This window comes from Nitrosomonas ureae (assembly GCF_001455205.1).
Taxonomy (GTDB): Bacteria; Pseudomonadota; Gammaproteobacteria; order Burkholderiales; family Nitrosomonadaceae; genus Nitrosomonas; species Nitrosomonas ureae.
In genome coordinates this window covers 2,645,950-2,671,161 of record NZ_CP013341.1, presented here as the reverse complement: position 1 = coordinate 2,671,161, position 25,212 = coordinate 2,645,950, and the positions used below count along the sequence as shown (strand labels likewise).

Genomic DNA, 25,212 nt, shown 5'->3' with positions numbered 1-25,212 from the left:
TCATTACAAAAATCCCTTTTATTTTAAATAATTAACCACGGGTTTAGCTTATTCTGTGAAGTGTCGAGCTATCTTCAAAAAATTGTGTGCCAGTTATCCATGGTTCATAAAAATTTCTTTTCTCGGATCACTAAAAAACACCTGCTCTCATGAAGAACCCGCCCTTTGGGGCGGGAAATTACATCCGCAGAAATTAATTTCTTCCGCCAACCACTGATACAATTAACGCACTTACAGCTGGTCTAATAATTTGATCCGGCAGGGTTGCTTGGGCTGGTGCCGGATGGGACATTTGAATTCATTCCCGACGGATTGCTTGAGGGCGCTGCCGGTGACCCAGGCATATTCGAGTTTACTCCTGTAGGATCATTGGGATTAACAATAGCAGGGTTATTAGGATTGACCTGAGAACCATCACGTGAAAGATCACGTGAGAGCGAATCAGATTGCGAGCTTCCCATTGAATCCCTATTTAAATTGTTTTGTGGCTGAGGCGATTGTGACGATACACTTGTGCTTACTAATATAAAAATTGCGCTCATAATAAATATCAAAGCTGTTTTTCTCTCTCTAATCATGATATTAGTCCTTTCGTGTTGTTAATAGGAAATGTAATAGTGCAGCTTAATCAGCATTTCCGTCTGTACGTCACCGTACAAAAAAATTTGCTCGGCGCACCCCGCATGTATCCCCATGGCAAAACCACGGGGAATTGCAAGTTAAAAAATTAATGCAGGGAAGATTTTGAAAACAGAAAAATGGTTATTAAATTCGGAGAGTAGCTATGCGGGGACAATAAGTGTGTTAGCGCACATTCACGGCAATTAATTCTTGTAATAATTCAGCTGCGATTGTGAAGTAAACCTTACCTTACGCAAGGAATACAAAATCGTCCACTTGAATATCCATAAGCAATTGAAATATAAAACGACTTAGGATATTTATCTGAGCTAACTTATTCAGGAGAATTTTATCATGACACAATTCAACAGCCGATTCTTGACTTTTATTTTATCCATTTTATTGCTTTCTTTCTTGAGCACTCAGTCCGTTCACGCCAGTGAAGCAGGAGAATATATTGATGACGCTGTTATCACTACAAAAGTCAAAGCGGAAATTTTCAATGATCCATCATTAAAGACCTTTGAGATCAGTGTGGAGACTATAAAAGGTGTGGTCCAACTCAGCGGTGCCGTCAGCAGCCAAGCTAACATCGATCGCGCGGTCGAGATTGCACGCAGTGTTAGCGGTGTTACTGCCGTCGAGAACACTATGACCGTTAAGTAAGTAATACTGCATTGATTGACCATCAATGCAGTAAAACCATCATTGCTCGTCCAGGCGTTTTTTAAATTCGTCATCTAAGATTTAATACGATAACCATCAATGCTATAGACACCTGCACCATAAACTATCAATAACATGAATCCGCCAGTGATCGCAATATTCTTCATAAACATGATCATCTGAATTTGATCGGAAAAATTGCTGTGAAAAATTACCGCAGCTACCAGAGTAAAGGCTGCCAATGCCATCGATACCAGCTTGGTTTGCCATCCCGTCACAATGGCCAAACCACCTGCCACTTCAAGCGCTATCACCAGCGGCAATAACATACCCGGCACGCCCATCGCTTCCATATACCCTTGTGTGCCTTCGTATCCGCTGATCTTGAGAAGTCCGGAAATTAAAAAGATCTGCCCCAGGAATATCCGTGCGACCAATTGACTGATTTTATTCATTTGTATCTCCTTAAGAATTGATTGAGAATTTCATCGATTGCGTTTGATCCAAGCACGATCGCGCACGAAAGTATTGGTTTGAAAATCCCGCATGGCCTGATCAATTTCCTCCCGGGTGTTCATCACAAACGGACCATAACGTGCAATCGGTTCATGAATCGGCTTGCCACTGATAACGATAAATCGTGTTCCTTTCTTTCCTGCAATAAAATCAAACGAATGATCATCAGTATCCAAGATAACAAGGGAGTGCGGCAGCACGATTTGCGCATTGAATTGCCCGCTCCCTTCAAATACATAAAGCAAACTATTATTTCCGGCCGGCAAACGATGTTGAAAATGCTTTCCGGGCTGTACATGCACATCGAAATAAGTCACATCCGTACTGTTATCCCTGATCGGCGCATGCGTATCAGCGAAGCGGCCAATCAAAACCTTCAACGTATAGTCCGGAGTCTCCACGATTGGAAAGGCTTCTGCAGAATATTCCTGATATTCGGGATGATCCATCTTGTTGGCTGCGGGCAGATTGATCCACAACTGAAATCCGCGCAACAGGCCATTTTCCTGCTGCGGCATTTCAGAATGGATAACGCCGCTGGCAGCCTTCATCCATTGTGCAGAACCGGGTCCCAGATCACCGCTATTGCCCATATCGTCCTGATGCGCCATATGGCCATCAATGATATACGTGAAAGTAACGAATCCCCGATGAGGATGTAACGGAAACCCGGCACTGTAATCATCCGGATTATTGCTGCTGATATGATCCAGTAGCAGGAATGGATCGTGATCGCGCAGTGCCGGTGAACCGATCGTCCGGTACACGGTAACTCCGGCCCCTTCCGGAACTGCCACTGCAGGAATGATGGGTGAAGAATTCATTATTGCATCCATTATTTCTCCTTTGCGGTAAAAATTATTCTGTTGTAGTTCAGGAAGAATTATCATGGTTGCTATAGTAAGAATAAACAGTAATTATATAAACAGACTGTTCTCATATTAGCAACAATAAAACTGAAATGGATCGATTTGAAAATATGAATGCATTTGTGCGTGTCGTTGAAACCGGCAGTATCAGCGGCGCTGCGGATCGCATGGATGTGGCAAAATCAGTGGTTAGCCGGCGTTTAAAAGAGCTCGAAGCGCACCTCGGCGTGGAATTGTTCCATCGCACAACAAGGCAGATGAATTTGACCGACAGCGGGCGCGCTTTTTATCAGCAATCGGTACGCATTCTTGCTGATATCCTCGAAGCAGAACATGCCACTTCGCAATTTCACGGCGCCCTAAAAGGCAACTTGAAAGTAGCTGTGCCGCTGAGTTTTGGTCTGATGCACCTGGGACCCGCCATCAGCGAATTTTTGCAGGCTCATCCGGAAATCACATTTGACCTGGATTTTAATGACCGCCAAGTTGATATATTGACCGAAGGCTTTGATTTGGCAATTCGTATTGCCAGCCTGCCGGACTCCAGTCTGATTGCGCGCCGTCTCGCCCCTATTCAGGCCATTATGTGCGCAAGCCCGTCTTATCTGGCACGCATGGGGGAGCCCCAGTCGCCGGAAGAACTTATCCATCATCGATGTTTGGCTTACAACTTGATCAGTAATTTTGAAAACTGGAATTTATACAATACCGACGGTCAATCGATCAGAACAAAAATAGCGCCTCATTTAAAAGCCAGTAATGGCGAATTTCTTCGCGATGCCGCTGTAGCGGGATCGGGCATCATACTGATGCCGACATTTATTGTATATAAGGAAATCGAACGCGGCGCATTGATCCCGCTACTGACTCAGTACACATTCTCACAGCTCTCTGCCTATGCCATATACCCACAAACCCGCCACCTTTCCCAGCGTGTTCGTGCATTTGTCGATTTTCTGATTCAGCGATTCGAGGGAGCGCCTTATTGGGATTCATGCCTGCAAAACATGAAGTAAGATATGCTGATTATCGCAATCCAAAGTTTCACAAAATGAATGATCGGTAAGCGCAAACAATTGGATGGATGTCTGGAAATTATAGTTGCGGGGGAATAGAATCATAGATGGGAGATTTTATTTAAGCTTCGTGCGAGGTTTTATTAACATAATTCAACCGCCATCCATTGGGTAATCGAATTTCCCTGTGTTTATAAAATAGCAGCCATAGAAGTTATTTGACGTTTAATTTCATTATCGGCTGCTAAATTTATCAAGCGCATGCTTGAATGGTTAATAGGAGAATTCTCATGACCAGCGTAAATTATCGAAGACGGCAATTTCTGCAATATGCCGCGTTGGGAACAATAACCGCCGCAATGCCCGGTTTCTCTCTGGCTGAAATCCGTTCAGCAGGAAAAACCGCCAATAGTGCTTTCAAGGCTGATGTTGAAATTGCTCTCACAGCGCAGGCGGCTGATATGCCGATTCTTCCCGGCGCACATACGCATGTTTTAACATACCGCGGGAAAGTGCTCAACGGCCCGCAAACCGCACTAAAAGAGCTACCAGGTTATTTGGGTCCGATCCTGAATTTCGAACGCGGTCAGAAAGTCCGGATATATTTCCGTAACCAATTACCGGAGCCTTGCATCACCCATTGGCATGGCATGCACGTACCGCAAGTGATGGATGGTCATCCGATGTACGCCATCGATCAAGGTGAACAGTATATTTATGAATTCGAAGTAGACAATCCAGCAGGCACCAACTGGTACCATGCCCATACCCACGAATTGACCGCCACGCAGGTTTACCAAGGCTTGGGCGGGTTGATTACCGTAACCGATGAAGCGGAACGAAGACTGGAATTGCCCAGCGGAGAATATGATTTGCCGCTGATCATTCAGGATCGCAGTTTTACGCAGGGCAATCAGTTGCGTTATATGCTGGGCATGCATCAGCGCATGCAAGGGTTTTGGGGCGATACCATTCTGCTCAACGGCCAGAAAGACAACGTGATTCCGGTCAAGACCAGAGCTTATCGGCTGAGAATTTTAAATGCATCGAATGCCAGAATTTATAAGTTGGGGTGGAATGACGGCACACCGCTGACAGCAATCGGCACCGACGGCGGATTACTGCCAAGACCCGAAACATTCCCTTATATCATGCTTGCCCCCGCTGAGCGGGTTGAATTATGGGTCGATTTCAGCGACCGCAAAGTGGGTTCTGATTTAACATTGCACAGTTTGCCGTATCAAATCCCCACCTCACACATGGGAGGAATGGGAGGCAGAGGCAGAATGGGTATGATGGACCAGGCAGGGCAGCATGAAGCACTTTCGATTGCAACCTTCAGAATCGCCGAACGCACAAGTGACTCGCCCAAGTTACCGGATCGATTAATTCCAATGCAGCGTTGGACGGCATCCCATGTAACTCAACCGGATAAAACCGTCCCTATCGCAATCGGCATGCGTCATATGTCGTTCCAGTTGAATGGCAGAACTTTTGAGATGGAAAACTATCAGGAAATAGAAAAAATCCCAGTCAATAGTTTACAAAGAATCAGGATATTTCACGAATCCGGTATGAGAATGGGAAGAATGGGCGGTGGCATGCGTGGTGGCGGCATGGGCATGATGATGTCTCAACCTCATCCGATTCACATTCACGGCCAGCAATTTCAAATCGTATCACGCACCCAAACCAATTCGCAAAGCAGCGCATACAACACCATTAAAGATGGATTTATTAATAACGGCTGGAAGGACACCGTGCTGGTATGGCTAGGGGAAGAAATAGAAATTATCAAGCCATTCCAGGATCATGTTGGTTTGTTTCTCTATCACTGCCATAATCTTGAACATGAAGACATGGGGATGATGCGTAATTTCTGGGTGGGATGATGTATCTGCCATATACGCCATGCACATGTTATCGTTCGCGTGATAATCGAAAGCCACTATTCATGAATCCGCTTTTTCTTGGTTAGGGCGAATATGTAACTCTAAACTGGCAGCAACAATCTGTTAGTCCAGTAATATGTTAAGAAACAGTAAATTAAGTGATAATTACATGAAAAAATAATTCAACGCTTTTGCAATGATATTCCTGCCAGTAAAACAACAGCTGTTAGGTGAAAATCGTAACACGATTAATCGCTGGTATGGCATTTTCAGGAAGGGAATTTATAATCGTCAGACTGCCCTTAAAGACAAGTTGTTAGGCAAAGCGGAAGTTGATGAAAGCTATTTTAGAGCGATACAACATCGAGGTTGTCACGAGGCCATGACACAATAAACTTGCTGTACCTATCCCCGCGGCAAGACCACGGGGAATTGCAAGTTGATTCATGTCACCATGTCAATTAATACTTAATTGATCGCTCTCGAAATTCCTGGCTATATTTTGTACATGGTAATTCCGTTTTCTCTCTTCATTTTACGAAGTTTAGAATTCCATGAGAATCAGCAAACCTCATGTTGAGCATTCCAGAACCAAAGCCAATCATCCGCAGACCACCGGCATCTGCGAACGTTTTCATAAAACCATCTTGCAAGAGTTCTACCAGGTGGCGTTCAGGCGCAAGATTTATCAGTCCTTTGAAGAGTTGCAAGTCGATCTGGATGACTGGATAAATTACTAAGACCTCTGCACAACCGCAAGAATTTTGCTGTAGCGACAGAGAAAATTTTCCAAGTGACACTTGTTGCACGTCACTTTAATAGAAAGTGGAGTTTTTTCCTTTTTTTAGGTGAATTTTTCCCCCTTATGTAATATTTGGACGGATCGCTCCCCTTAATGGTTGGTCTACGAAGATTTTGTTGGCTGCTTTCTTTAGATTCATGCAGATACTTTTCAGTATGACTTGGGCGTTGACTTTCGTCGTACCGAAGTAGCTGGCGCGTTCCATTCTGAATAAGCGTTTGATTGTGCCGAAACACTGTTCGACAATATAGCGTTTTTTACTGATCAATTGATTCGCCAGCTTCTGGCGTGACGAGAGGGGTTTATTCTTGTACGCGCGATGCATGATTGCGCTCTTGATCTTTTGCTTTCTTAGAAATTGCCGATTGGCATTGCTGGCGGATCCCTTGTCGGCATACACCCGATTCGCCTCGATATGCGCACCATCGATAGCGGCTTCGAAATGCATCATTTCGCTCTGGTTGGCAGGGGCGGTGTAAACCCCGCGCACATAGCCGTCTTGTGCGTCCACCACCAGGTAACTGCGGTAGCCAAACTGTGACTTCTTGCCTTTCTTTAGCCAGGTCGCATCCGGATCCGCGCTTTGTTCTTCGATACAGTTGATTCCAGGTTGACTGCCATCTTCAAACTGAACAACCTTACCTTCTTCGGCATCCACTTCCAGTGTGATGGTCTTTTTAGGGCGTGCCGCTGACTCAATCAGCGTGGCATCAATGACCGCTCCTGTCGCACCCTTGATCATCAATCCGTGGGATTGAAGCTGTTCATTAATAGTGGCCAGCAGATCATCTAGCCGATCGTTGGTTATTAGCCGGTTACGGAACCGGCACAAAGTGGTTTCGTCCGGTATCGCATCCGACAAGGACAGTCCGCAAAATTGCAGAAAATCAATGCGTACACACAGTGCTTGCTCCAACGCAGCGTCCGATAAACTATGCCACTGACCTAGCAGGATCGCTTTGAACATCAACAACCCATCAAACGGCTCTTGGCCTCCACCATGCGATAACTCGAGCTTGTATAAACCCGTAAGTTTCGGACGTAATTCCTCCCACTCAATTAGGGCATCAATCTTCACCAGAACATTTTCTCGCTTCAATCGCTCTGCTAATTCCAGTGTTCCAAAACTCATCTGCATCTTTTGCTCCAACTGTCTTTTAACCCCCTCTATTTTAGTTGGTTATTGCACTGCCAGGCAAGGTTGTGCAGGAATCTTTTACTACAACAACGCGCGAACTCACCAAGATAAGATGTGTTGTGGGCGCACTCCCATGCAAACACTAATTGACGCAAAGGAGGTGTGGGACGATAAAATCACTACATTGAATAGCTGAATTTAATCTAACAGACACAGCGTCAAATCGGGTAACTGTCAGACCGGGTCACAACTACTACAACTGATTTCGCTATGGCCTATAAATCATTTGCTCACGCATCGGAACAAATATTGCCAACATCTTATTTTGTATCCTATGTGGAATGTCGGCCTGATACATGGCATTAATCAGCAGATCAACGCCCCGGTTAAAGTCGGTCTCGGTAATATTCATACCATCGTGAACCCTTTCCATAGTATCGCCCGTATATTTACACGGACCACCAGTATGGAAACAAATATGCTCAGTTAGCTTGGTGCGAAATCTTTCTACATCCGACTCTTTAAAATACTCAAAAATAACCGGATCTTTTTCAATCTCGATTATAAAATTATCGACAATCTGTTCGATCTTTGGGTATCCACCTAATTCCTTATATACTGACACTGAGCTCATCTGATTGACGCAGGCTGATGAAAACAAAACAGTTAAAATTACTAATGTTTTCATGATAGCTACCATAAATAGCCAGTTGCTGAGAAATAAAACCCTTGCTGATCCTTTGCGCCAGCAATATCACCTAGACGTGTCCAGGCCAAGGTAAGATTAAAATGCTTGTTAGGGATATAAGTGGCAAAAAAATCCTGCCAATCATTCTCTTTAACCCCAACCAAATTGTTAGGTTTTTGTCTATATTCGTACCCAACTACCCAATTACGAGACAACAACACACCGACAGAACCTTCCATCATCGCTTGGTAGTCATCATTTTTCCCTCCTCCGTAGCCCAGCAAACCAAGTTGATTGGCTTTTGTAGCGCGTGCTGCCAGATTCCAAATTAAATTGTAACCACCCACAGCACCAAGATGTACTTTAGTGGCCGCAATATAAAAGTCGGTTCCGCTGTTATTATTTTTGGCACCAACGGCTGAAGCAACAGCTCCATCAATTAGCGTTTTGTGTTGCACACCAATACTTATCTGGGGCAGGAATGTATATATGAGGTCGCCATATAGGCGGGTTTTTATACCATAAATATTCTGCCGTATTTCGCCACCAGATGTGGATAAGTTTAGGTTTTGATGTGCAAAACTCAGTTCTACTCGGTCAAATAACCCTAAACTACCTCCTAATGAATGTAAGCGATAATCATCGAGAAAAACCAGTGAATTAAAAACGGATGCAGAGGTTTCATCACGACTTCCATATCCGGAAATTGTTGCCCAAGGTACGATACCGCCCCCGCCACTACCTTCTATTTGGGTAAGTCCTGCAGTCTCCAATAATTTGCCTTGTCCAGCCAGGATCTGGCCAACCATCAACAAATAAAGTAGTATGCATGCTTTAAATTTACTCATCTGTAATACATTATTTAATACATATGCTTACGCATATTTTTTATACCTATATTTTTCAATATCATTGCGTATCCATTTTGTGGTGCCATGTTCTTCTAGCCAACGCTGAATTTGGTCACTTGCCATTGGTTTACTGATAAAATATCCTTGGATCCAGTCGCATCCCCAAGCATTTAGTAGTCGTAATGTGGCCTCGTTCTCAACACCTTCCGCCACAATTTCCAGTTTAAAAGTACGGGCGAGAGCGATAATAGTTTGCACGATATTTTGGTCTTCCAATTGCTGATCAAGCTTGAGAATAAAGCTCTTATCAATTTTTAACTCGGTTACCGGCATGTTTTTCAGGTAAGATAACGAGGAATAGCCTGTACCAAAATCGTCTATCGCCAAATTAAATCCATACGTTCTGAAGGCCTGTAACTGTTCTATGGCTTTTTCGGGTTCTTTCATCAGATCACTTTCTGTGATCTCAAAAGCCAGTTTATTTTTACCTAATCCAGCTAGCTTCAGTCGCTGCACCACTCCAGGCAACAAATCAATATTTGTCACATCATGGACAGAAAGGTTTATTGCGACTTGTAAGCTGATACCGATTTGATCCCATTGACGCAAGTCATAAATAACGCGATCAATTACCCAGTTAGTCACCTGATTGATAAGTCCAGCCTGCTCCGCAACAAGAATGAATAGTTCTGGAGAAACAAATCCCAACCGTTTGTTATTCCATCGGATTAATGCCTCTACTTTGCTGATTTTTCCAGTATTCAAGCTCAGTTTCGGTTGATAAAAAACTGCAAGTTCCGATTGAGTTGAACTTAATGCTTGTTTGAGCTCATTCAACACTTCAAGCCGATATAAATAATTTTCTTCCAAATCTTGACGATATGCTTGAAATAAATTTTTCTCCCTGCGCGCATGGTCAACAGCAATACTTAAACGGCGAAATAGCGTTTGTGTATCCTCAGCATCATCTGGAAAGCACGTTACACCAATCGAAAACCTAATATTTAAAACTGTATTATCTACCTCGAGCGGCTGTTCCAACTGCTGACGAAGTTCTAACAAAGCCTTCTCATTGATGAATTGGTCAGGCAGCCAGAGTAATTCTCCGCCGCCCAAACGAGCTGCTTGACCACCTAATTTCATGAATCGTACAGCTAGAGATTGCAAACAACTATCGCCAATCTGGTAACCAAATACATCGTTAATCCCACGATAACCCAGGATATTCATACCAAATGCCTGGAATGGTTTTTGTTCAGACATTTTTTGCTGAATGATTGTTGAAATCTGATAGCGGTTATATAAACCTGTCAATACATCATGACTAGCCTGGAATTGTATTTTCTCTTCCCTGGAACATACGTTTTCCTGCATAACGCTAAAAGCAATCGCCAGATTATCAATTTCTTTAGAATTCGCTTGAATATTGATGTGCTTATGATAGTCTCCACGCGCTACACGTTGTGCCATTATTTCAAGATTAGTCAGAGGTAAAGTCAGATTTCTTGCAAAGACTGCGCCCATAAGAAGAGTCAGGCCTATAGAAAGCAGAGTGATGAAAGTTATTTCAAGCTGTAATAAATTAAATTCAGAAAACAGCTGATTGATGTCTTCAGACAAGATAATCCACACTTGCCTACCTTCCAATTCTGACAGCAAAAAACGTTTGGAGAAAAATCTATGTTCACGCTCAAAGGGCGATCTCAGGATATCCAGTTCTAGTTTAACGCTATCATAAACATTAATCAGTTCATTGTTAGGCACTGAGCTGATTGTCATATTCTGGCCTCCAGCATGGCTCAATTCAATTGTGGTGTTTAACTTTGTTATTGCTGACAACTCTTCAATCAACGCCTGATTAATTTCGAATCCGACTACAGCAATTGCGATGGGAACAGGCGCATTCACAGTTAATAAAATAACTTGATATAGCTGTTTATCTATTTCTAAAATAGATGCCACGCCACCGCTACTAATGGCTTTCCTGATAAGTTCTTTGGCAGGAAAAGGATCGTTGCTGCCAAGACCTGTGGAAGTACTGGAAATGACATTTCCATCAAACGATAAGAGTGCCATTAAATCAGCAGAAATACGCTCACCGTGATTAAATAAAACACTAGTTATTGTATCCTTGTCTTGTGAGGCAACCGACTGTATGAAGCCAAAATCAGCAGTCAGTACATCTGCAGAGTTATATAATTGGCTTTCCCGACTGGCTAACACTTGCGTGAAAATATTTTGCCCTATGTCCAAGCCCTGTGCGACTTGTTTTCTTGCATGATTTGTCGTTGATATCCAAACTGAAACCAGAATCGAGCAGGTAGTCAAACATAACAATCCGCCAACAAGTTTAAGTATGCCGTAGTTTAATGTTCGCAATGCCAATTTAATTAAACCTTGGTTTAAACTTTCTTGGGGTTTTAACAATTACTGGCCGCAAGTTCGTCGTTAATTGCCAGACGCCCTGATCATTTTTTTTTACAAGTGGTGCAGTAATAATTTTATCTGCGCCTTCTGCTAATTGCGCATGCCAAATCTTCACTGTGTCAGGCACTTGTGCCTCAAAATCTGCTACACCATTTTCATTTGTCATAGCGACCAAATTATTGTCAGTCACATAAATATAGCCAACCATGTGATCATGAACGTTACATCCTAGAACCACAATTCCTGGTTTATCAAATAATTCTGGCAAAGTGGGCGTGCCTTTATATAGCTTAATTTCAAATGGTTTTGGCCCAGAAAAACTGTAAACATGATGTCTAATATTGTCCCTATTGGGGAACAAGACAAATTGTCCTTGGTTGATTGTTAAAACGTGAGGTACAAACTGTTGATTAATTTGATCCATAACAGCTTTCTGCCCATCAGTAGCTGACGCGATCTTTGTAGGAATGCTTATTACTGCTTGACTGACTGGTTTATTATCCTGATCAAATAACTGAATCTTCAGCTGAGCGCTACCAATACTTGGCCAAACAACCACAAATAACATAATAATTTGTCTAATCTTGCTCATTAGTTTCTATTGAGAATCGTTTGGATATTCATTAGATATTTGTTTTCATTAGTTCTGGATGAATTAAAGTCTTGGTGAAATTCACATGGGCGTTTGATGTTTTAAATTTCTTGCCAAGTTCATAAAACAAGTAAAACGCTTAATGTGTGTTTGTAGAATGTAGTTTTTAGTAGCTGTGTCTTTAGCTTCTAAATAATCATTTAAAACATATTATTGTAAGTTATGAACGACTATTTCTTTGTAAACTTTAGTCAAGTTAATTTATGGTTCTGTTGCAAAGTTTTCGCATGAGCAAGCAAATACGCCTCTTCGGATCATCTTATCCGGCCGGCGAATAGAACTGTGCTGCGGGAGTGAGCTTCCCCCAAAAAATAGTTACCAAGGGTGACGTACAATTAACGTTACATTTGAGGGGAAGGCGATGAAGAAGATACCAAACTAGGAATACACGACCGAGTCCAAGTAACAAGCCTTCAAACAAGAGCTATGTTCATTTCTGGTGTATGGAGTTGAAGTTGGAGTTGTCCGCCTTTTGGCGGACATTTTTTTCATGGAGTCGAGAGAGTCTCGACCTGTGAAAGCGGATTGCAGTTTATCGCGATTTTATTTTTCTCATTCAGTTTTCTCTCAAAATTGTTTGGTGATAAGTATCCCAGCCCGGAATGCCTGCGAGTTGGGTTGTACCATGACTCGATCCAGGTGAATATGGCCAGCCTTGCTTCAGTTTTATTTTTCCAGGAGCGCCTATCGATCAATTCACATTCCAGGCTGGCAAAAAAGCTTTCAACCATTGCATTGTCGTAAGCATCACCCACACTTCCCATGGAGGGATGCACACCCATTTCCCTGCATCGCTTGCCGAATTCAACACTGGTGTATTGACTGCCCTGGATGCCCTTCTAAATGTCAAGCAGCAATTTGGATACTATTGATAAGATTGTTGCGTTTTTTCAGAATGTAATAAACTTCTCGCGCAATATAGCGTTTAAGGCACCGCAGCGCCTCAAGTTTCGTATGCCCTTGTGTCAAACTTTTATCAACGTACTCTTTAGTTTTATTGTCCGTCCTCAGTCGTCCAATAGCGATAATATGCAGTGCACTATTAGCGGCTCTGTCACCGCCGCGATTCAATCTGTGTCTATTGACCTTGCCCGAGGAAGCAGGAATTGGATTTACACCGCATAATGCGGCAAAGCTAGCTTCGGATTTTAATCGATCCGGATTGTCTCCCGCGGTAATGAGTAATTGTGCAGCAGACTCATAACCAATGGCTTTACCTGCAATCAGATCGGGAGCAAGTTCATCAACTATGGCTGAGATCATGACATCCCGATCCGCAATCTCATCATGCAATTCCAGATATCGCCGTGCAAGAGATTTCAATGCGATTTTGTATGCAGTTGATATATTACGATACCCGCCCAGATCTGGCCGCCAAGTGACAAGAGTACGGATTAATTGCATGCGAGTCAGTGCACGGAGCGGTTCCCGAATCGACTCTGGTGCGGAAATAATATTCATTTGGATCATTTGGAGTGCGATACGTCTAGCTGCAATGGCAGTCTTCCTACATACCTTTAGAACTCGTAACGACTCCACCATGCCATCTCGTGTTTTAGGTGTGACGGTTCGTATTCCAGCAAATGCAGCATGGGCCGCATTTTCCGCATCGATTGTATCGTTCTTGCCGCGTCTGCGTCGATCCATTTTATCAGGTGAGGTAACTTCTAAAATTTCGACGTCAAACTGCTGCAGATACCTTAGCAAACCCGCACCATAAGTCCCAGTGCATTCTATTCCAATGCGCTTGACCTCACCAAAAGATTGCATCCAATTCATCAGCATTGATTTGTATCCTTGCCGTGTTGTGGAGAAAGAATTACTGGCAAGCACTCGATCGTAAGTATCGACTACGGCTGCGAAATGTATGTCTTTGTGGGTATCAACTCCTCCAACTATGCCATGATGATTGTCATCCATTCTCAGCTCCCTATTTTTGAATGATGTTATTGATAGGGATTCACCGAAACCGATTGCCGGGACAAGACAGTAATGAGATAAGCGATCAGGCCCTTCTTGGGTCACAGACAATGGCGAGGTGAAACCTCACCGATAGATATTGCCAAATAACCGACAGATCCAGGGAATGACACTATTGACGGTCTATCGCTCTGAGAGTCAGGAAACTTGGCAATTCTTACGGTACCAGAATTCCAATAATTGCTCATTCAATGATTGAGTCAAATCATTATTGAAATCTGGTGCAAGTATTCTTACTATCGCTATGGTGAATCACTTTGCCCGGTTTACGAGTGATTAACGCCATGTTCAACGCACTGATCACCAGGCTTGCTGTCATGGTTTCACCGAAAGACCAGCCCACTACCTTACGGCTGAATACATCGATGACCACGGCCAGGTACAGGAACCCTGCCCAGGTAGGAATGTAAGTCATGTCCGCAACCCATAGTTGATTGATGCTAGCTGCCTTGAAATGGCGTTGCACTAAATCCGGTGCAGGGCGGTCACGCTTATTCCGATGAGTCGTGATCACAAAGCCTCGCCTGCGACTCACCCCTTTAATTCCAGCTTCACGCATCAACCTGCCTACGCGCTTATGATTGACCCTGACTCCACGATCGGCTAATTCAACGGTAATGCGGGGACGGCCATACGTACAATCGCTGGTACGGTATATGGCCATGATCTGCTCGATCAATCGACAGTTGGTAATGGCCCGTCGGCTGGGTGTGCGTTTTGCCCAGTCATAGTAACCGCTGTGCGATACACCGAGTGTCTCGCATAGAACACGAGCCGGAAATTGGGCCCGGTTTGCCTTGATTAATTGGTACACCTTCCCCATCAATCCTTGTTGTTTGCAAACCAGGCCGTAGCCTTTGCCAATATGTCACGCTCCATCTCCACACGCTTGAGCTTCTTACGCAATTCCAGCAGTTCCTGCCGTTCGTTGGCACTCAAGGAAGCAACACTCGATGTCGCAGCGAAAGCAATTGCCTGGCTTGATCTAATTGGTACACCTGCTGCTCGACACCAGGTTTGTATCGAAGTGTAGTGGCATCCAAATTCCTTGGATAATTGCTTGGGGCATTTGCCTAATGCTACCAATTCCACCATCTGCTGACGAAACTCCGGTGGGTAAGCAGGTTTGTAGTTTTGTGTCATCTTACTTCTCCTTTAAACAGAACATAATGTGTCCGTTCAAAGGGGGCAACTCCAATACAAGAACTATCAAATATCTATCATCAGATTTCCCTCAGCAGAACCCGGATACAACATAGCTTGCTCAATCATTATCTCACGTTGTATTTTCCTGAGATGGAGCGCTATCTGCACAGTACGCGCGCCGAGTGGTTTTGCAGGTTATTACTAAAGTTTCCCACTCCGACTTCTATCCTACGTTATAAAAAAGCGACTTTTGTAAAGCGAGCATGGGATATCGTTGGACGGAAGGTCTGCAAACAACGATTTCTTGAAGAAGTTTACGAGATCGCAGCTCATTCAATAGGTTTGCCCGTTGCTTTAAAAGGATTGGGTATCACGACTTTTAAGTTGCAATTGCCACGTTACCTTGAGCTTTCAATTCAGCGTAATGAACTAGAAAAAATGGCAGAGTCTATGCTATCTCAGCGGACTGATTATCAGCGATTACGCACGCTTCCCGGGGTTGGACCGATTATCTCGCTGATTAAACTGCTGTGTTAAGTCTTGTCGGGCCAATACAATGGACCCTTGTATACTATGGTGAGCACCCTTTAATTTAGGTACAAGCAGCGCTTGGTCGAGATTTATTGTTAGGCACGGTACAGGTGCCAGGGATATTTTTGAGGTAAATATCAGTTGACTCCGCAGGTAGTCCGTTGTCGGAAGTAATCGTATGCACCCGTCTTCGGTGTGGCTTGAGCAGGCGAGTGGTTGCTTTTATCACTGCCTCGGTGGTCTTCCGCTCCACCTTGCGAATCAGCGTGTATCCCGTCTTTCGCTCGACCAGGCTGACGATGGCCTGCCGGTGGTTCTTGCCGATGATGGTATCTGCCTCCCAGTCGCCGATACGACTTCTAGCATCGACGATAGCCGGACGTTGCTCAATGGATTGGCGGTTGGGGATGATGCCGCGCCGATCTGTCTTGCCATAACGCTTCCGGCGCTGCTTCTGACAGCGCAGATTCTTCCAAAGAATGCCGCCGTTTCGTTTGTCGGCATAAACCCTCTGGTACACCGTCTCAATGCTGATGCCCGCATAGTTGCTGATCTGGTCTGGGCTCCATTGCAGCATGAGTTTCTCTTGCGCAAACTGCCAGGTTGCATCGTCTATCGCCCGCGCATTGATGGCTTTCCGCTCGACTGCTTTGTTATGCGCCTGTTTGGGGCGATAGCCACGCGCCCCGCAGTTACGGGCCAACTCTCGGCTGATAGTTGATACGCTTCGGTCGATGACGGTGGCGATCTCGCTTTGTGAATGTCCCGCTTTCTTCAAGGCGTATATCTGGTATCGTTCTTCTCGGGTTAGGTGTGTGTAGTTCATCTTTGCAATTTCGACTGGCTGGTCAAAAAGGCTCAGATGCTACCGCATCCAACCTCCCTAACCTACATTATTCAAAATTGCACTTCAAACTTGAATCTGCCATCCATATCAATCCTGGTGTATATACATTTGCTTTTCTGCAATGGTTTTGCAGCTTTACCTTGACTCTTTTAGTCGTAAAGAGCTGTGCAAGTATTTTACTGATATTTGAAATGCAATCGATCGTTGGGGTACGGCTGCTATAATTCTGTATCCGGGTTAATTCAAGGTAACCATAAAAAATGAAAGAAAAAGTAAAGGAGCGCTCGGACTTTGCGCGTTGGAGTTTCAAGCACGCATGTCTGTCTGCAGCTATCGCAGCTGTCGCTGTTCTGGGATATCGTTTTGGCATAATGAACTACCAAGTGGCGTTGACAATTCTTATCGGTGGAGCAGCGCTTGGCATGATGGCCATACTTTCCGCCATTGTCAGCATTCTCGCCATAATCACATCAGTTGACACTAAAGTAACAGGTATACTCTCAGCACTCGTTGGGCTGGCACTTGGCCTTGCTGTTGCGGCACCAGTCTTTCTCACCATTCAGGCGGGATACAAAGTACCGCGTATTCATGACATCACCACCGATCTGCAGAACCCACCCAACTTCGCAGCCATTCTTACTTTGCGCACAGCGGAACATAACCCGCTAGACCGGAAAGCGCCCGCTAATCTTACTGAGCTTCAGCAAGCGGGATATCCCGACCTCGGTTCTTTGCTGATTGATAAATATCCGAGTCAAGTCTTTACAGAGGCTGTCGCGCTCGCCAAAGCGCGTGACTGGGAAATCATAGCAGTCTCTGCAGAGGACGGTATCATCGAAGCGACCGATACAACCCTGTTCATGGGTTTTAAGGATGATATCGTGATTCGCGTAGCCGCTGAAGCAGATAAAACGATCGTTGATATGCGCTCCGCTTCTCGTATCGGAATCAGCGATATGGGGACTAACGCTACGCGCATTAAAGCGTTCTTGCATGAACTTAACAATGTAAAGTAGCAACATAAGAAAATGTAAGGTATCCACAATCGCTTCGGCTCTCGTCAGTACACAGGACACTAAGGCTGATAACATAAATCAAGCAGAAATGAGTAGAAATGCAGTATATGCATAATCCTCGCGCATTTTAAAACCATTCCCAATCCAAATAATGATACAAATAGTTTCTCAATGATCTAATAACCTGCTAAAAATCTGCATGAACAAAGTTTGATCTTGACAAGACCTGCCAAATATACCATCATCGCCCCCGCAAAATGAAATTGTAATGATTTGTAGAAAAACAATCGGCCTAGTCGATTACAGCTTGAAGGCATCGAAACAGTAGCGAAATGCAACTTCGAATCCCGTGATTGCTTCAATCTGATATAATCCTCCGGTTGCTTAACAAACTGGAAATAATTAGATTGTACTTAAGCGCCCGTAGCTCAGTTGGATAGAGTACTTGGCTACGAACCAAGGGGTCGTGGGTTCGAATCCTGCCGGGCGCGCCAGATTGATTGAATAATCTTATTACAATTCAATATTCAGAATTATCTGTTTTCTAGTCATTACTCAAAATGGCCAAGTAGCTCAGTCGGTAGAGCAGAGGACTGAAAATCCTTGTGTCGGTGGTTCGATTCCGCCCTTGGCCACCAAATAAAACAATAAGTTACATCTAAAAATAAAACTTACTTTCTTATTCAGGGTTACACGGGGGTTACTTTGCCGGGAATTTTGAACGTTTTTTGAGGAAAAATGTTACTTAGGAAACCCTAGGAATTGTCAGATTCGTCCAATCAAAAATACCTCTACTATATTGAGCCGGACGATCCAATTTATAGGTATGAACATAATTGCCTGAAGTTACTTGCTCAGTAACCGCAATCGTGTCCAAATGCTTAAGGGTGTTATTCATCCGATCTATAATGAGCGATACTGCGTAATTGCTACACAGATTTAATTCAACCGATGCCGGTGGATTCGCCGTTCCGTCATCAATAGCATTCTCAAATATACCCCCAAACCCCAGCAATCCCATATTTGAGCAATTATCAGCGATGACTTGAGGGGATTCCCTGCCCGTTCCATGATCGGATTCTAGTTTTAATGCAAATATGGTTGTGTTGTCACAGTTTGTCATCCAGATTACGCATTTGCCTTCATTGGCATGCTCAAGATTGGCGCCATAGATTCGGATAGGCAATACTGTATCTTCGATCTTCAGCATTGCGTAAGTAACGCTACGCTGATTAAGAAGTAATATTTCACTCATCCCCCAGAATCTTCCGCCCGCATTGGCGCCTGAAATCAGCATCACAGTCAAGCGTTTTTGAGTGCTATCCCCGATAAATCCATTGATATTGAATTGCCCGATGTTTAAATTTCTGAACATTGATCTATCACCACACAACCATTTTAATCCAGCACTTCCGCCCTGGCTTTGCGGACACCAGATTGCAAAATCGGATAAGATTGTTTTCGATTCAGAATCATCAGCAGTAACCATCCCATAATTACCCGCAGTCGGAACGGTAAAATCACCGCCAGCGAAGTTTTTAGGAATGAAAACTGTAAGATTGCGCGAAACTCCTAAAATAACACTATCAGGCCGAAGAGTCAGAATCTTACCATGGGCATAATATCCTTTTGGGAAGAATACTTTAGCATGCGCAGAAATTACCGCCTGGGCAGCAATATAATCATCCGTGGTTCCATTGCCGGTCAATGTGTAGCCTAAATTCTTTGCTGCTGTTTTCGCATTCACAACCCCTGGGGAATCCGGATACAACATCTCACTTCCCCAGTGATGACGACTAATCAAATCCGATGGTGGAGTATTTCCCGTAGCGCCGCGAGTTAATGTATTTGAATAACCCAATCTTGAACCATTATGCCAACGCACCATATTGAATTGAACATTGCCACTCGTTAACGCCTTGGTGGGCGGTTGAATACAGATTGTTGCTTCTTTAATCCAGGTCCATCCGCTTATCGGAGTATCCGCATCGATATCATTTGCCGTTCCTGAGAAATCCACGATTTTACCCGCACCCCTAACCCAAACATTCAGCAGTTTAATGCTGCGATTAGAGGATATGGCAACATTGCCGGAACTCTGCGTGGTGAAATCGATAGAACAGTCTGTGATCAATAAATATCCAGTATTCGATGAGAATCCGGATGTTGATATTGCCGGACCAGTAGCGCTTGCGGCCATGACTATGCTCACACCCGTAATCGATACCGTTTCTGAATCATCGTTGGAAAAATTTATTGCTGTTACTGACTGTCCTGAATATCGGCACCCGGCAAATACCGGAACTGGACGGCGAGATACGCCGGTACCACGCTGGCCATAACTGCCGCCGATGAAATCTGTATTTACGATCGAACTTCCGCTTCCGATTAATCCTTGCTCACAAGCCAGGCCGCCGGTAGCATCGATCAAACAATTATGAATATAACACCCTTGAGCTCCACGAATCTCAACCCCGATCGCCCCGGCATTGGTTCCGGTGGTAATTTTTATATTTTCAATCCCGGCATTGTAGAGCGCTGCCTCATCCTCAGTTAAGTCGGTATGACCGCCGATACCCCAAAAATGTAGCATTGACTTAGGCGAACCACTACTGGTAAATCCTGTTGTGCCATTTGCAAGAAATATTTCAGGCATATTCCCGCCATGCTCACCGATCCACATTAAACAGGATGCAATACCATCAGAAACTGTTAATCCGCTTGCGCGTCGATACGTTCCTTGTAGCAAATCTATCGTATTGCTGATCTTGAATCTGGAACTTTTCGGCAACTTAACCACAAGATAATTCTTACGCGCATATTCACCGCATGCGATGAGCGCTGCCGTTGAGTCTGTAGAGCCCGATCCATCAGCAAAAAACGGGTATTTAGTGGGATCAACATACCCGTCAAGAACAGAAGGTTGGAATTTCGCCATCACTGGATCAATGGCCAATGACATGCCATTGACTACCGGCATCGGACTTTTGATTTCTTGTCTGACTAATGCATTGGCTTCAAATGTACTTAATGGCGCACTGAATGGCAAAAGATTGATATCGAAACCTAAGAACGAAATTCTTCGTTTTGGACGGGAGAATAATCCTATCGCCACAATATTTAAACCACGAACGTTGGGCGAGTAGAAACCAAGCCGCCATGCGGATACGGAAGCGTCTTGATAAAATCATCATAATCAGAAAAGACATTACCGCTGGGTGCAGTTAGTTTGTATTGGATCAGGCACATATTCGCACCGATATATGCCGATGTGAGACGATCATGGAAATCCTGCATGGTATGCAAGACGCCGGTTGCAGGGTTGATTTCATTCATATCATCGCCTTGCCACTGACAGAACTTAGGCAATATTCCAGAGTAATCTTGGTAATAACGCAAAGCGCCTTTTGGATTATTCCCTGCCGCAGCGATATTTGTGGATGCATTCCAGTGTGTGTTACTCGCGCTAAGCCACACCCTTTGAGCTGGAACGTTATTTGTGTACCAGTCAAATGCTAATTCTTTGGAATGATTCATATCATGATAGACGCCGGTTTTTCTGAAAGCTGCTTTCAGATCCTTAACCATTTGTATCCGTCCAGATTGCATACTTGCAACCGATTCGGGATTGTTAGCGCCGCTTCCGAAAGGAACGCTTAAAGTTCCATAGCTGGATTCGCTGGTTCCGACAACAAAGACATTCGGATCCTCATCGAACTCTGCGGCCATAGCCGCGAAGAATTCCCGATGCCACGCTTGAATCATGGCGTTGCTGTACTGAAATGTATAACCGCGTTGGCCACTACCTTGCCCAACACCCGGTTCAATGCCAAGGCAACCCTCATACATGATGTGGGTAGTTTTTCCGGTCGCACTGAATGTTCCGCGAGCGCTGACTAAATGTGCTGGAAGCAATTGACGCACATCATTACCCACAGACACATCGAATTCACGCTGGACGAACATTAAGCCGGATTTGACACCCATGGCACCCAAAGTCGCTATTCTGCCTTTGAGCTTATTGAGAGGGCTGTCAGGATTGTTCTTTCCGTAATCGCCTGGGCCTTGCGTGATATGACCAGGATACAAGTCAAACTGCACGAATCGCCAATTTGGATTATTAGTGAGCCTGGTTAATAGGCCATTTGTTCCACCAAAACTTGTAGCTCCGGCGCTATCAGCATTGTTATATGCAGAGCGAGGAAACTTAATACCGAAGCCTGGAATAAAAACATCTTTCAGGTTACGGGCACGCCGACGCTTCGGCCTGGAGAATAATCCGATAGCCATATTAATGAATAACCTCGATTAGACGACTGCGAATCCCGATCAACTCGTTGACGGAAGCGGATGAGAAGTGGAAAGTAAGGTTGGTTGGGGAGGTAGTATCAACTCCCAGCACAGCAGGAGCAGCACTTGTACCAACGCCGTTTGCAGAGGCAATACCAGCCCTCGTTTCTTGAACTGTCGTAGAATTTTTGTTATAAATCTCAATCGGAATGTGGAGATTGACTGCTGTTGTGATGGTTGCGGGAGTAAAAATATCGCTACCACCAAACTTAGCAACTACAGTTTTGTTACCACTTCCGGAGGCGATGAAATTTGCGTCTACAATGACGCGACTGTTATTTCTTAATATAGGAATTATTGTTGGCTTTAGTTGAACGGTATCGCCAGCATCAGAAATCAAGGGCGCAGCAGGTGTGCCACCAGGCCAAGGGAATGAAGTTTGAATTACGGTAGTGTTTACAACTGAAGTAATGGGTAGAAGATCATAAAGGCCAAAACCCGTTGAAGCAGTTCCAATATGCAATTTAGCTTTATTGTCGCAAACACCACTTGTTAAACCGTGCGCAGCGTTTGCTGTTAACCTAACGAATCCACCGACATCGCTTGCGGTCCAGGTCAATCCGGTATTCGGAAAAACAAGCGCATGCGTTTCGTTATCATGCTCAATGACCATCCGGCCAACGCCGTCATAAGTAGAAGCACCATCCGAAATAGCTATCGCTTTTTTACCAGTCGCATTGCCGCTGATGTTACTGAGGATAACGGCCATACCAGGATTCAAGCTGGCTGAAGGAAGATCAGGATCTTCTAAATTATCGTAAACCTGCGTTTCGGATGAGTCGAAATAAGTTATCGATACAATGTCGTTACCAGCGAAATTAACTCCTGAGATAAATGCAGCGCCAAATTCCCAATGGTTGGCATTGGCTTCTATTGCGGTTATGCCAAATGTTGCGCGTTTATTTCCGTCTCGTTGCTCAAAATATAATCGCCCTCCAACCTCATAACTTCCAAAGACATCGGTCATGTCGAAGCCGTCGTTTGTTACTTTATGAAAAGCTATCTCAGTCGTGCCGGAGCTATTGGCATTATTGAACCGGAAATATGGTAATCCGGGATTTACTCCGGTATTTGTGTTGGTGCTAAAAGTGAACGGATATCCAGCTTTGTCGCCCTTCGCACCCGTGGGACCAGTTGGGCCGATCATGCTTACACCTGCCGGCCATGTATCGCTTGCTTTGGGGCCATAGATCATGCTCGTTGATGTATTGATATAAAAATCATCATCAACTCCCTCGGTCGTAGGCGCTACCGTTCCATACAGTATGGTCTTTCCATTTACACCAGGCGCACCGGATTCACCTGGCGGTCCTATCAAGCTTCTACCGGCAGGCCAAACACCATCAGCTTTAGGGCCATAAATAAAATCCGTATCCGTACGGATGTACGTATCACCTTCTCCGCCAACTTCTTCATCGGGGGCGCCTACTCCATAAATGATCGTTTTTCCATCCGCCCCCGGCGCTCCCGGCGCACCCTCTCCCGGAGGGCCGGTCATACTGACCCCAGCTGGCCATGTGCCGGATGCCTTGGGCCCGAAGTAATATCCGGTAGCAGTATTGATGTAATGATCGCCGTCATTGCCTTCGGTTGTTGGATCTACAACTCCGTTGAGCCATGTATTAATCTCCGAACCAGGATCGCCCTTGAAATGGAACCATAGGCCATCAAAATCAGAAGCAACAGGGTTTACTAATTTGGTGGATGTAGTCTTGAAAGCAACATACTGTAAAGAATTATCCGGATCAGCCGAAAAATCAGACCCGGATGCATCAGAAGCGTATCGGATGTAAGTATAAGAACTCACTCCACTACCGCCGCCCAAAGGGACAGCAGCCGCACGACCACGCACCGGCAATCTGGATGGTGAGATATCGAGTTTTCTGGTAACTTTTGTTTTTTGCGCTTTAGTAACCATGACTACACCTCCACGTCGGGCTTAAGACGAATTGTTTTTTTCTGCTGACGCAGGAAATTGGTACCGAAAATTTCCACAGCATCGTAAAAATATTCAGCACGAATGCGATTGATTGCGCATCGAAGTTTTTGGAATCGGGATTTATCCAGGCAAGAATCTTCTTTTATGATTCTTTTAAGCAAAGCATCGAATTCAGCCTTGAATGATTCTGGTAGATAGCCTTCGCGTATAAGTTGATATCCGGCATCATGGACAAGCGAACCCGCCATTACGCTGGGTGTATCGATCGCCGGACCGCTCGGACCGTCCCAGGCATATCGACGCTCGATAATCATCAAGCCGGATTTAAACAGCGTGATGTACTCGGTTACGATATCCTCAGCAGGAAAAATCTGAGTCTGTACGAAATAGCGATTCTGAAGTAGGTATTTGTAACCGCCTTGATAGCAGAGCTCGGATCTCATGGATAAACAATCTCCATATTTGGCAGCGCAAATTTATCAAGCAAAACTTTACAAGCGTTTTTCCCTTCCTCTATTTCTCGGAAGGTATTCCGAATAGCCTGTTCTGCTCCTGGATCCAGTTCTTGCCAGTAAACTTCCTCACCTGTTCCACCAGTTCCGCCGGAATTTGAGCCTTTGGCTTCTCCGGCGGCACTACAACTCGTTGGCTTTTGGGTGCTGACGTACATGCGATGTTTGCGAGACTCAGCAAGATCACGATCAAGATCATTACGAAGTTTTTCAGATTCATTGAATGCCCCTATCAAATCGGATTTTTGTTTAAGCAAAGCCGCTTCATACTTTGCCCGTTCCTGCGCCAATAGCTCTGCCGCCTCCTTGTCGGTTTTGGCTTTGTCTTCCTGCCAAATAGCGCGCTCGTGCAGACGTCCGCTATCAAAGATTTTGTAAGTAACAATGGCTATCAATGCCAATACAATGGTGATTGCTGCAATGATTAAGCCGGTTTTGATTAATGTTGGCGAAGGTAGACTCATTTTGATTTTTCCCAGTACAATTTCGATAAGTACCCGGTTAAAGCGGTAATTGGTGCGTGTACCGCTGTGATGATTGCGGCAAGCTGGAGGCCATCAACATGCTCGGCATTATTGTTAGCAAACTCGAAAGCCCACACCGTTACCAGATAAGTCATGAAGCAGATGAACAGCATTAAAAGTCGACGAAAAAGTTTGTGGTCGTCGAATTGGCTATGAAATTTTGCGGATAATGTTTTGATACCTTCCATTTGGAAGGAATGATGGCACTGCTGATCTAGATGGATAAGCG

The 25,212-nt window shown here is 44.6% G+C and carries 23 protein-coding genes, 2 tRNA genes and 4 pseudogenes; 10 read left to right on the top strand and 19 right to left on the bottom strand.

Annotation, left to right across the window (positions count from 1 at the left end):
* Window positions 1–242 precede the first annotated feature (242 nt).
* Complete coding sequence (locus tag ATY38_RS16125) at window positions 243–461, bottom strand: hypothetical protein (protein WP_141398071.1); 219 nt, start codon at window positions 459–461, stop codon at window positions 243–245.
* A 514-nt stretch (window positions 462–975) separates the two neighbouring features.
* Here ATY38_RS16125 and ATY38_RS12435 point away from each other — a divergent pair.
* Window positions 976–1,287 carry a BON domain-containing protein gene (locus ATY38_RS12435; protein ID WP_062559582.1) on the top strand — a complete coding sequence of 104 codons (312 nt, stop codon included), beginning with the start codon at window positions 976–978 and terminating at the stop codon, window positions 1,285–1,287.
* 74 nt (window positions 1,288–1,361) lie between these two features.
* Here the strand turns inward: ATY38_RS12435 and ATY38_RS12430 are convergent, their stop codons facing one another.
* Both ATY38_RS12430 and ATY38_RS12425 read right to left on the bottom strand, forming a co-directional pair.
* Window positions 1,362–1,742: a DoxX family protein gene (locus tag ATY38_RS12430; protein ID WP_062559581.1), complete on the bottom strand. Its 381-nt coding sequence runs from the start codon at window positions 1,740–1,742 to the stop codon at window positions 1,362–1,364.
* Window positions 1,743–1,772: 30 nt separating this feature from the next.
* Window positions 1,773–2,639 (bottom strand): pirin family protein, encoded by an 867-nt coding sequence (locus ATY38_RS12425; protein WP_143023514.1) that lies wholly within the window; start codon window positions 2,637–2,639, stop codon window positions 1,773–1,775.
* A 125-nt stretch (window positions 2,640–2,764) separates the two neighbouring features.
* On the opposite strand from ATY38_RS12425, the gene ATY38_RS12420 reads away from it, so the two are divergent.
* From ATY38_RS12420 to ATY38_RS15565, 4 genes and pseudogenes are all read left to right on the top strand, one after another.
* Window positions 2,765–3,688 carry a LysR family transcriptional regulator gene (locus ATY38_RS12420; protein WP_062559580.1) on the top strand — a complete coding sequence of 308 codons (924 nt, stop codon included), beginning with the start codon at window positions 2,765–2,767 and terminating at the stop codon, window positions 3,686–3,688.
* Window positions 3,689–3,978: 290 nt separating this feature from the next.
* On the top strand, window positions 3,979–5,580 hold the full coding sequence (locus tag ATY38_RS12415; protein ID WP_062559579.1) for a multicopper oxidase family protein: 1,602 nt from the start codon (window positions 3,979–3,981) through the stop codon (window positions 5,578–5,580).
* A 136-nt stretch (window positions 5,581–5,716) separates the two neighbouring features.
* Window positions 5,717–5,956 (top strand): annotated as a pseudogene (locus tag ATY38_RS12410) (IS1595 family transposase); the annotation flags it as partial.
* 199 nt (window positions 5,957–6,155) lie between these two features.
* Window positions 6,156–6,317: pseudogene (locus ATY38_RS15565) on the top strand (integrase core domain-containing protein); the annotation flags it as partial.
* Window positions 6,318–6,443: 126 nt separating this feature from the next.
* On the opposite strand, the gene ATY38_RS12400 reads toward ATY38_RS15565, so the two are convergent.
* On the bottom strand, window positions 6,444–7,520 hold the full coding sequence (locus tag ATY38_RS12400) for an IS5 family transposase (protein ID WP_062559576.1): 1,077 nt from the start codon (window positions 7,518–7,520) through the stop codon (window positions 6,444–6,446).
* Between the two features lie 79 nt (window positions 7,521–7,599).
* Here ATY38_RS12400 and ATY38_RS16660 point away from each other — a divergent pair.
* Window positions 7,600–7,716: pseudogene (locus tag ATY38_RS16660) on the top strand (IS481 family transposase); the annotation flags it as partial.
* Window positions 7,717–7,788: 72 nt separating this feature from the next.
* On the opposite strand, the gene ATY38_RS12395 reads toward ATY38_RS16660, so the two are convergent.
* The 8 genes and pseudogenes from ATY38_RS12395 to ATY38_RS12360 all read right to left on the bottom strand — a co-directional run bounded on the left by ATY38_RS12395 (window position 7,789) and on the right by ATY38_RS12360 (window position 15,261).
* Window positions 7,789–8,208 (bottom strand): group I truncated hemoglobin, encoded by a 420-nt coding sequence (locus tag ATY38_RS12395; protein WP_062560201.1) that lies wholly within the window; start codon window positions 8,206–8,208, stop codon window positions 7,789–7,791.
* Between the two features lie 5 nt (window positions 8,209–8,213).
* Entirely contained in the window at window positions 8,214–9,056 is an 843-nt protein-coding gene (locus tag ATY38_RS12390; protein ID WP_062559575.1) for a DUF3034 family protein, read from the bottom strand.
* Window positions 9,057–9,083: 27 nt separating this feature from the next.
* Window positions 9,084–11,486, bottom strand: coding sequence for a bifunctional diguanylate cyclase/phosphodiesterase (locus ATY38_RS12385; protein ID WP_143023535.1), 2,403 nt, complete (start codon window positions 11,484–11,486; stop codon window positions 9,084–9,086).
* Complete coding sequence (locus tag ATY38_RS12380) at window positions 11,446–12,078, bottom strand: methylamine utilization protein (protein WP_062559574.1); 633 nt, start codon at window positions 12,076–12,078, stop codon at window positions 11,446–11,448. Before ATY38_RS12380 ends, ATY38_RS12385 begins: the two co-directional genes overlap by 41 nt.
* Window positions 12,079–12,626: 548 nt before the next feature.
* Window positions 12,627–12,968 (bottom strand): annotated as a pseudogene (locus ATY38_RS12375) (transposase); the annotation flags it as partial.
* Between the two features lie 16 nt (window positions 12,969–12,984).
* Window positions 12,985–14,058, bottom strand: a complete 1,074-nt coding sequence (locus ATY38_RS12370) for an IS110 family RNA-guided transposase (protein WP_062559443.1) — start codon at window positions 14,056–14,058, stop codon at window positions 12,985–12,987.
* A 268-nt stretch (window positions 14,059–14,326) separates the two neighbouring features.
* A complete protein-coding gene (locus ATY38_RS12365; protein WP_062558875.1) occupies window positions 14,327–14,941 on the bottom strand; it encodes an IS3 family transposase in 615 nt (204 codons plus the stop codon).
* The gene (locus ATY38_RS12360) at window positions 14,941–15,261 is read right to left on the bottom strand and encodes a transposase (RefSeq protein WP_062558874.1); all 321 of its coding nucleotides are present in this window, start codon (window positions 15,259–15,261) and stop codon (window positions 14,941–14,943) included. Before ATY38_RS12360 ends, ATY38_RS12365 begins: the two co-directional genes overlap by 1 nt.
* Window positions 15,262–15,378: 117 nt before the next feature.
* Here ATY38_RS12360 and ATY38_RS12355 point away from each other — a divergent pair, with 117 nt between their 5' ends.
* A complete protein-coding gene (locus tag ATY38_RS12355; RefSeq protein WP_062559573.1) occupies window positions 15,379–15,801 on the top strand; it encodes a hypothetical protein in 423 nt (140 codons plus the stop codon).
* A gap of 55 nt (window positions 15,802–15,856) precedes the next feature.
* Here the strand turns inward: ATY38_RS12355 and ATY38_RS12350 are convergent, their stop codons facing one another.
* The gene (locus tag ATY38_RS12350; protein WP_144429462.1) at window positions 15,857–16,621 is read right to left on the bottom strand and encodes an IS30 family transposase; all 765 of its coding nucleotides are present in this window, start codon (window positions 16,619–16,621) and stop codon (window positions 15,857–15,859) included.
* A 392-nt stretch (window positions 16,622–17,013) separates the two neighbouring features.
* On the opposite strand from ATY38_RS12350, the gene ATY38_RS12345 reads away from it, so the two are divergent.
* From ATY38_RS12345 to ATY38_RS12335, 3 genes are all read left to right on the top strand, one after another.
* Window positions 17,014–17,658: a DUF1499 domain-containing protein gene (locus tag ATY38_RS12345; protein ID WP_235590295.1), complete on the top strand. Its 645-nt coding sequence runs from the start codon at window positions 17,014–17,016 to the stop codon at window positions 17,656–17,658.
* A gap of 417 nt (window positions 17,659–18,075) precedes the next feature.
* Window positions 18,076–18,152: transfer RNA gene (locus ATY38_RS12340), tRNA-Arg, on the top strand.
* Between the two features lie 68 nt (window positions 18,153–18,220).
* Window positions 18,221–18,296: transfer RNA gene (locus ATY38_RS12335), tRNA-Phe, on the top strand.
* Between the two features lie 107 nt (window positions 18,297–18,403).
* On the opposite strand, the gene ATY38_RS12330 is transcribed toward ATY38_RS12335, so the two are convergent.
* From ATY38_RS12330 to ATY38_RS12305, 6 genes are read right to left on the bottom strand one after another with little or no spacing between them, the layout of a single operon-like run.
* On the bottom strand, window positions 18,404–20,773 hold the full coding sequence (locus ATY38_RS12330) for a pectate lyase family protein (RefSeq protein WP_143023461.1): 2,370 nt from the start codon (window positions 20,771–20,773) through the stop codon (window positions 18,404–18,406).
* Window positions 20,774–20,778: 5 nt separating this feature from the next.
* Window positions 20,779–21,948 (bottom strand): hypothetical protein, encoded by a 1,170-nt coding sequence (locus ATY38_RS12325; RefSeq protein ID WP_062559569.1) that lies wholly within the window; start codon window positions 21,946–21,948, stop codon window positions 20,779–20,781.
* Window position 21,949: 1 nt separating this feature from the next.
* Entirely contained in the window at window positions 21,950–23,926 is a 1,977-nt protein-coding gene (locus ATY38_RS12320; RefSeq protein ID WP_062559568.1) for a hypothetical protein, read from the bottom strand.
* A 2-nt stretch (window positions 23,927–23,928) separates the two neighbouring features.
* Complete coding sequence (locus ATY38_RS12315; protein ID WP_062559567.1) at window positions 23,929–24,390, bottom strand: hypothetical protein; 462 nt, start codon at window positions 24,388–24,390, stop codon at window positions 23,929–23,931.
* Entirely contained in the window at window positions 24,387–24,923 is a 537-nt protein-coding gene (locus tag ATY38_RS12310; protein ID WP_062559566.1) for a hypothetical protein, read from the bottom strand. The genes ATY38_RS12315 and ATY38_RS12310 overlap by 4 nt, the downstream gene beginning before the upstream one ends.
* The gene (locus tag ATY38_RS12305; RefSeq protein WP_062559565.1) at window positions 24,920–25,171 is read right to left on the bottom strand and encodes a hypothetical protein; all 252 of its coding nucleotides are present in this window, start codon (window positions 25,169–25,171) and stop codon (window positions 24,920–24,922) included. The genes ATY38_RS12310 and ATY38_RS12305 overlap by 4 nt, the downstream gene beginning before the upstream one ends.
* Window positions 25,172–25,212 lie beyond the last annotated feature (41 nt).

Excerpts from the sequence above, each read along its gene's own strand:
- ATY38_RS12420 (WP_062559580.1), top strand. The coding sequence starts at position 2,765 with ATGGATCGATTTGAAAATATGAATGCATTTGTGCGTGTCGTTGAAACC.
- ATY38_RS12350 (WP_144429462.1), bottom strand. The coding sequence starts at position 16,621 with ATGAACTACACACACCTAACCCGAGAAGAACGATACCAGATATACGCC.
- ATY38_RS12430 (WP_062559581.1), bottom strand. The coding sequence starts at position 1,742 with ATGAATAAAATCAGTCAATTGGTCGCACGGATATTCCTGGGGCAGATC.
- ATY38_RS12435 (WP_062559582.1), top strand. The coding sequence starts at position 976 with ATGACACAATTCAACAGCCGATTCTTGACTTTTATTTTATCCATTTTA.
- ATY38_RS12360 (WP_062558874.1), bottom strand. The coding sequence starts at position 15,261 with ATGACACAAAACTACAAACCTGCTTACCCACCGGAGTTTCGTCAGCAG.
- ATY38_RS12305 (WP_062559565.1), bottom strand. The coding sequence starts at position 25,171 with ATGGAAGGTATCAAAACATTATCCGCAAAATTTCATAGCCAATTCGAC.
- ATY38_RS12415 (WP_062559579.1), top strand. The coding sequence starts at position 3,979 with ATGACCAGCGTAAATTATCGAAGACGGCAATTTCTGCAATATGCCGCG.
- ATY38_RS12425 (WP_143023514.1), bottom strand. The coding sequence starts at position 2,639 with ATGGATGCAATAATGAATTCTTCACCCATCATTCCTGCAGTGGCAGTT.
- ATY38_RS12320 (WP_062559568.1), bottom strand. The coding sequence starts at position 23,926 with ATGGTTACTAAAGCGCAAAAAACAAAAGTTACCAGAAAACTCGATATC.
- ATY38_RS12370 (WP_062559443.1), bottom strand. The coding sequence starts at position 14,058 with ATGGATGACAATCATCATGGCATAGTTGGAGGAGTTGATACCCACAAA.
- ATY38_RS12315 (WP_062559567.1), bottom strand. The coding sequence starts at position 24,390 with ATGAGATCCGAGCTCTGCTATCAAGGCGGTTACAAATACCTACTTCAG.
- ATY38_RS12400 (WP_062559576.1), bottom strand. The coding sequence starts at position 7,520 with ATGCAGATGAGTTTTGGAACACTGGAATTAGCAGAGCGATTGAAGCGA.
- ATY38_RS12345 (WP_235590295.1), top strand. The coding sequence starts at position 17,014 with ATGAACTACCAAGTGGCGTTGACAATTCTTATCGGTGGAGCAGCGCTT.
- ATY38_RS12395 (WP_062560201.1), bottom strand. The coding sequence starts at position 8,208 with ATGAAAACATTAGTAATTTTAACTGTTTTGTTTTCATCAGCCTGCGTC.
- ATY38_RS12390 (WP_062559575.1), bottom strand. The coding sequence starts at position 9,056 with ATGAGTAAATTTAAAGCATGCATACTACTTTATTTGTTGATGGTTGGC.
- ATY38_RS12325 (WP_062559569.1), bottom strand. The coding sequence starts at position 21,948 with ATGGCTATCGGATTATTCTCCAGGCCGAAGCGTCGGCGTGCCCGTAAC.
- ATY38_RS12380 (WP_062559574.1), bottom strand. The coding sequence starts at position 12,078 with ATGAGCAAGATTAGACAAATTATTATGTTATTTGTGGTTGTTTGGCCA.
- ATY38_RS16125 (WP_141398071.1), bottom strand. The coding sequence starts at position 461 with ATGGGAAGCTCGCAATCTGATTCGCTCTCACGTGATCTTTCACGTGAT.
- ATY38_RS12365 (WP_062558875.1), bottom strand. The coding sequence starts at position 14,941 with ATGGGGAAGGTGTACCAATTAATCAAGGCAAACCGGGCCCAATTTCCG.
- ATY38_RS12310 (WP_062559566.1), bottom strand. The coding sequence starts at position 24,923 with ATGAGTCTACCTTCGCCAACATTAATCAAAACCGGCTTAATCATTGCA.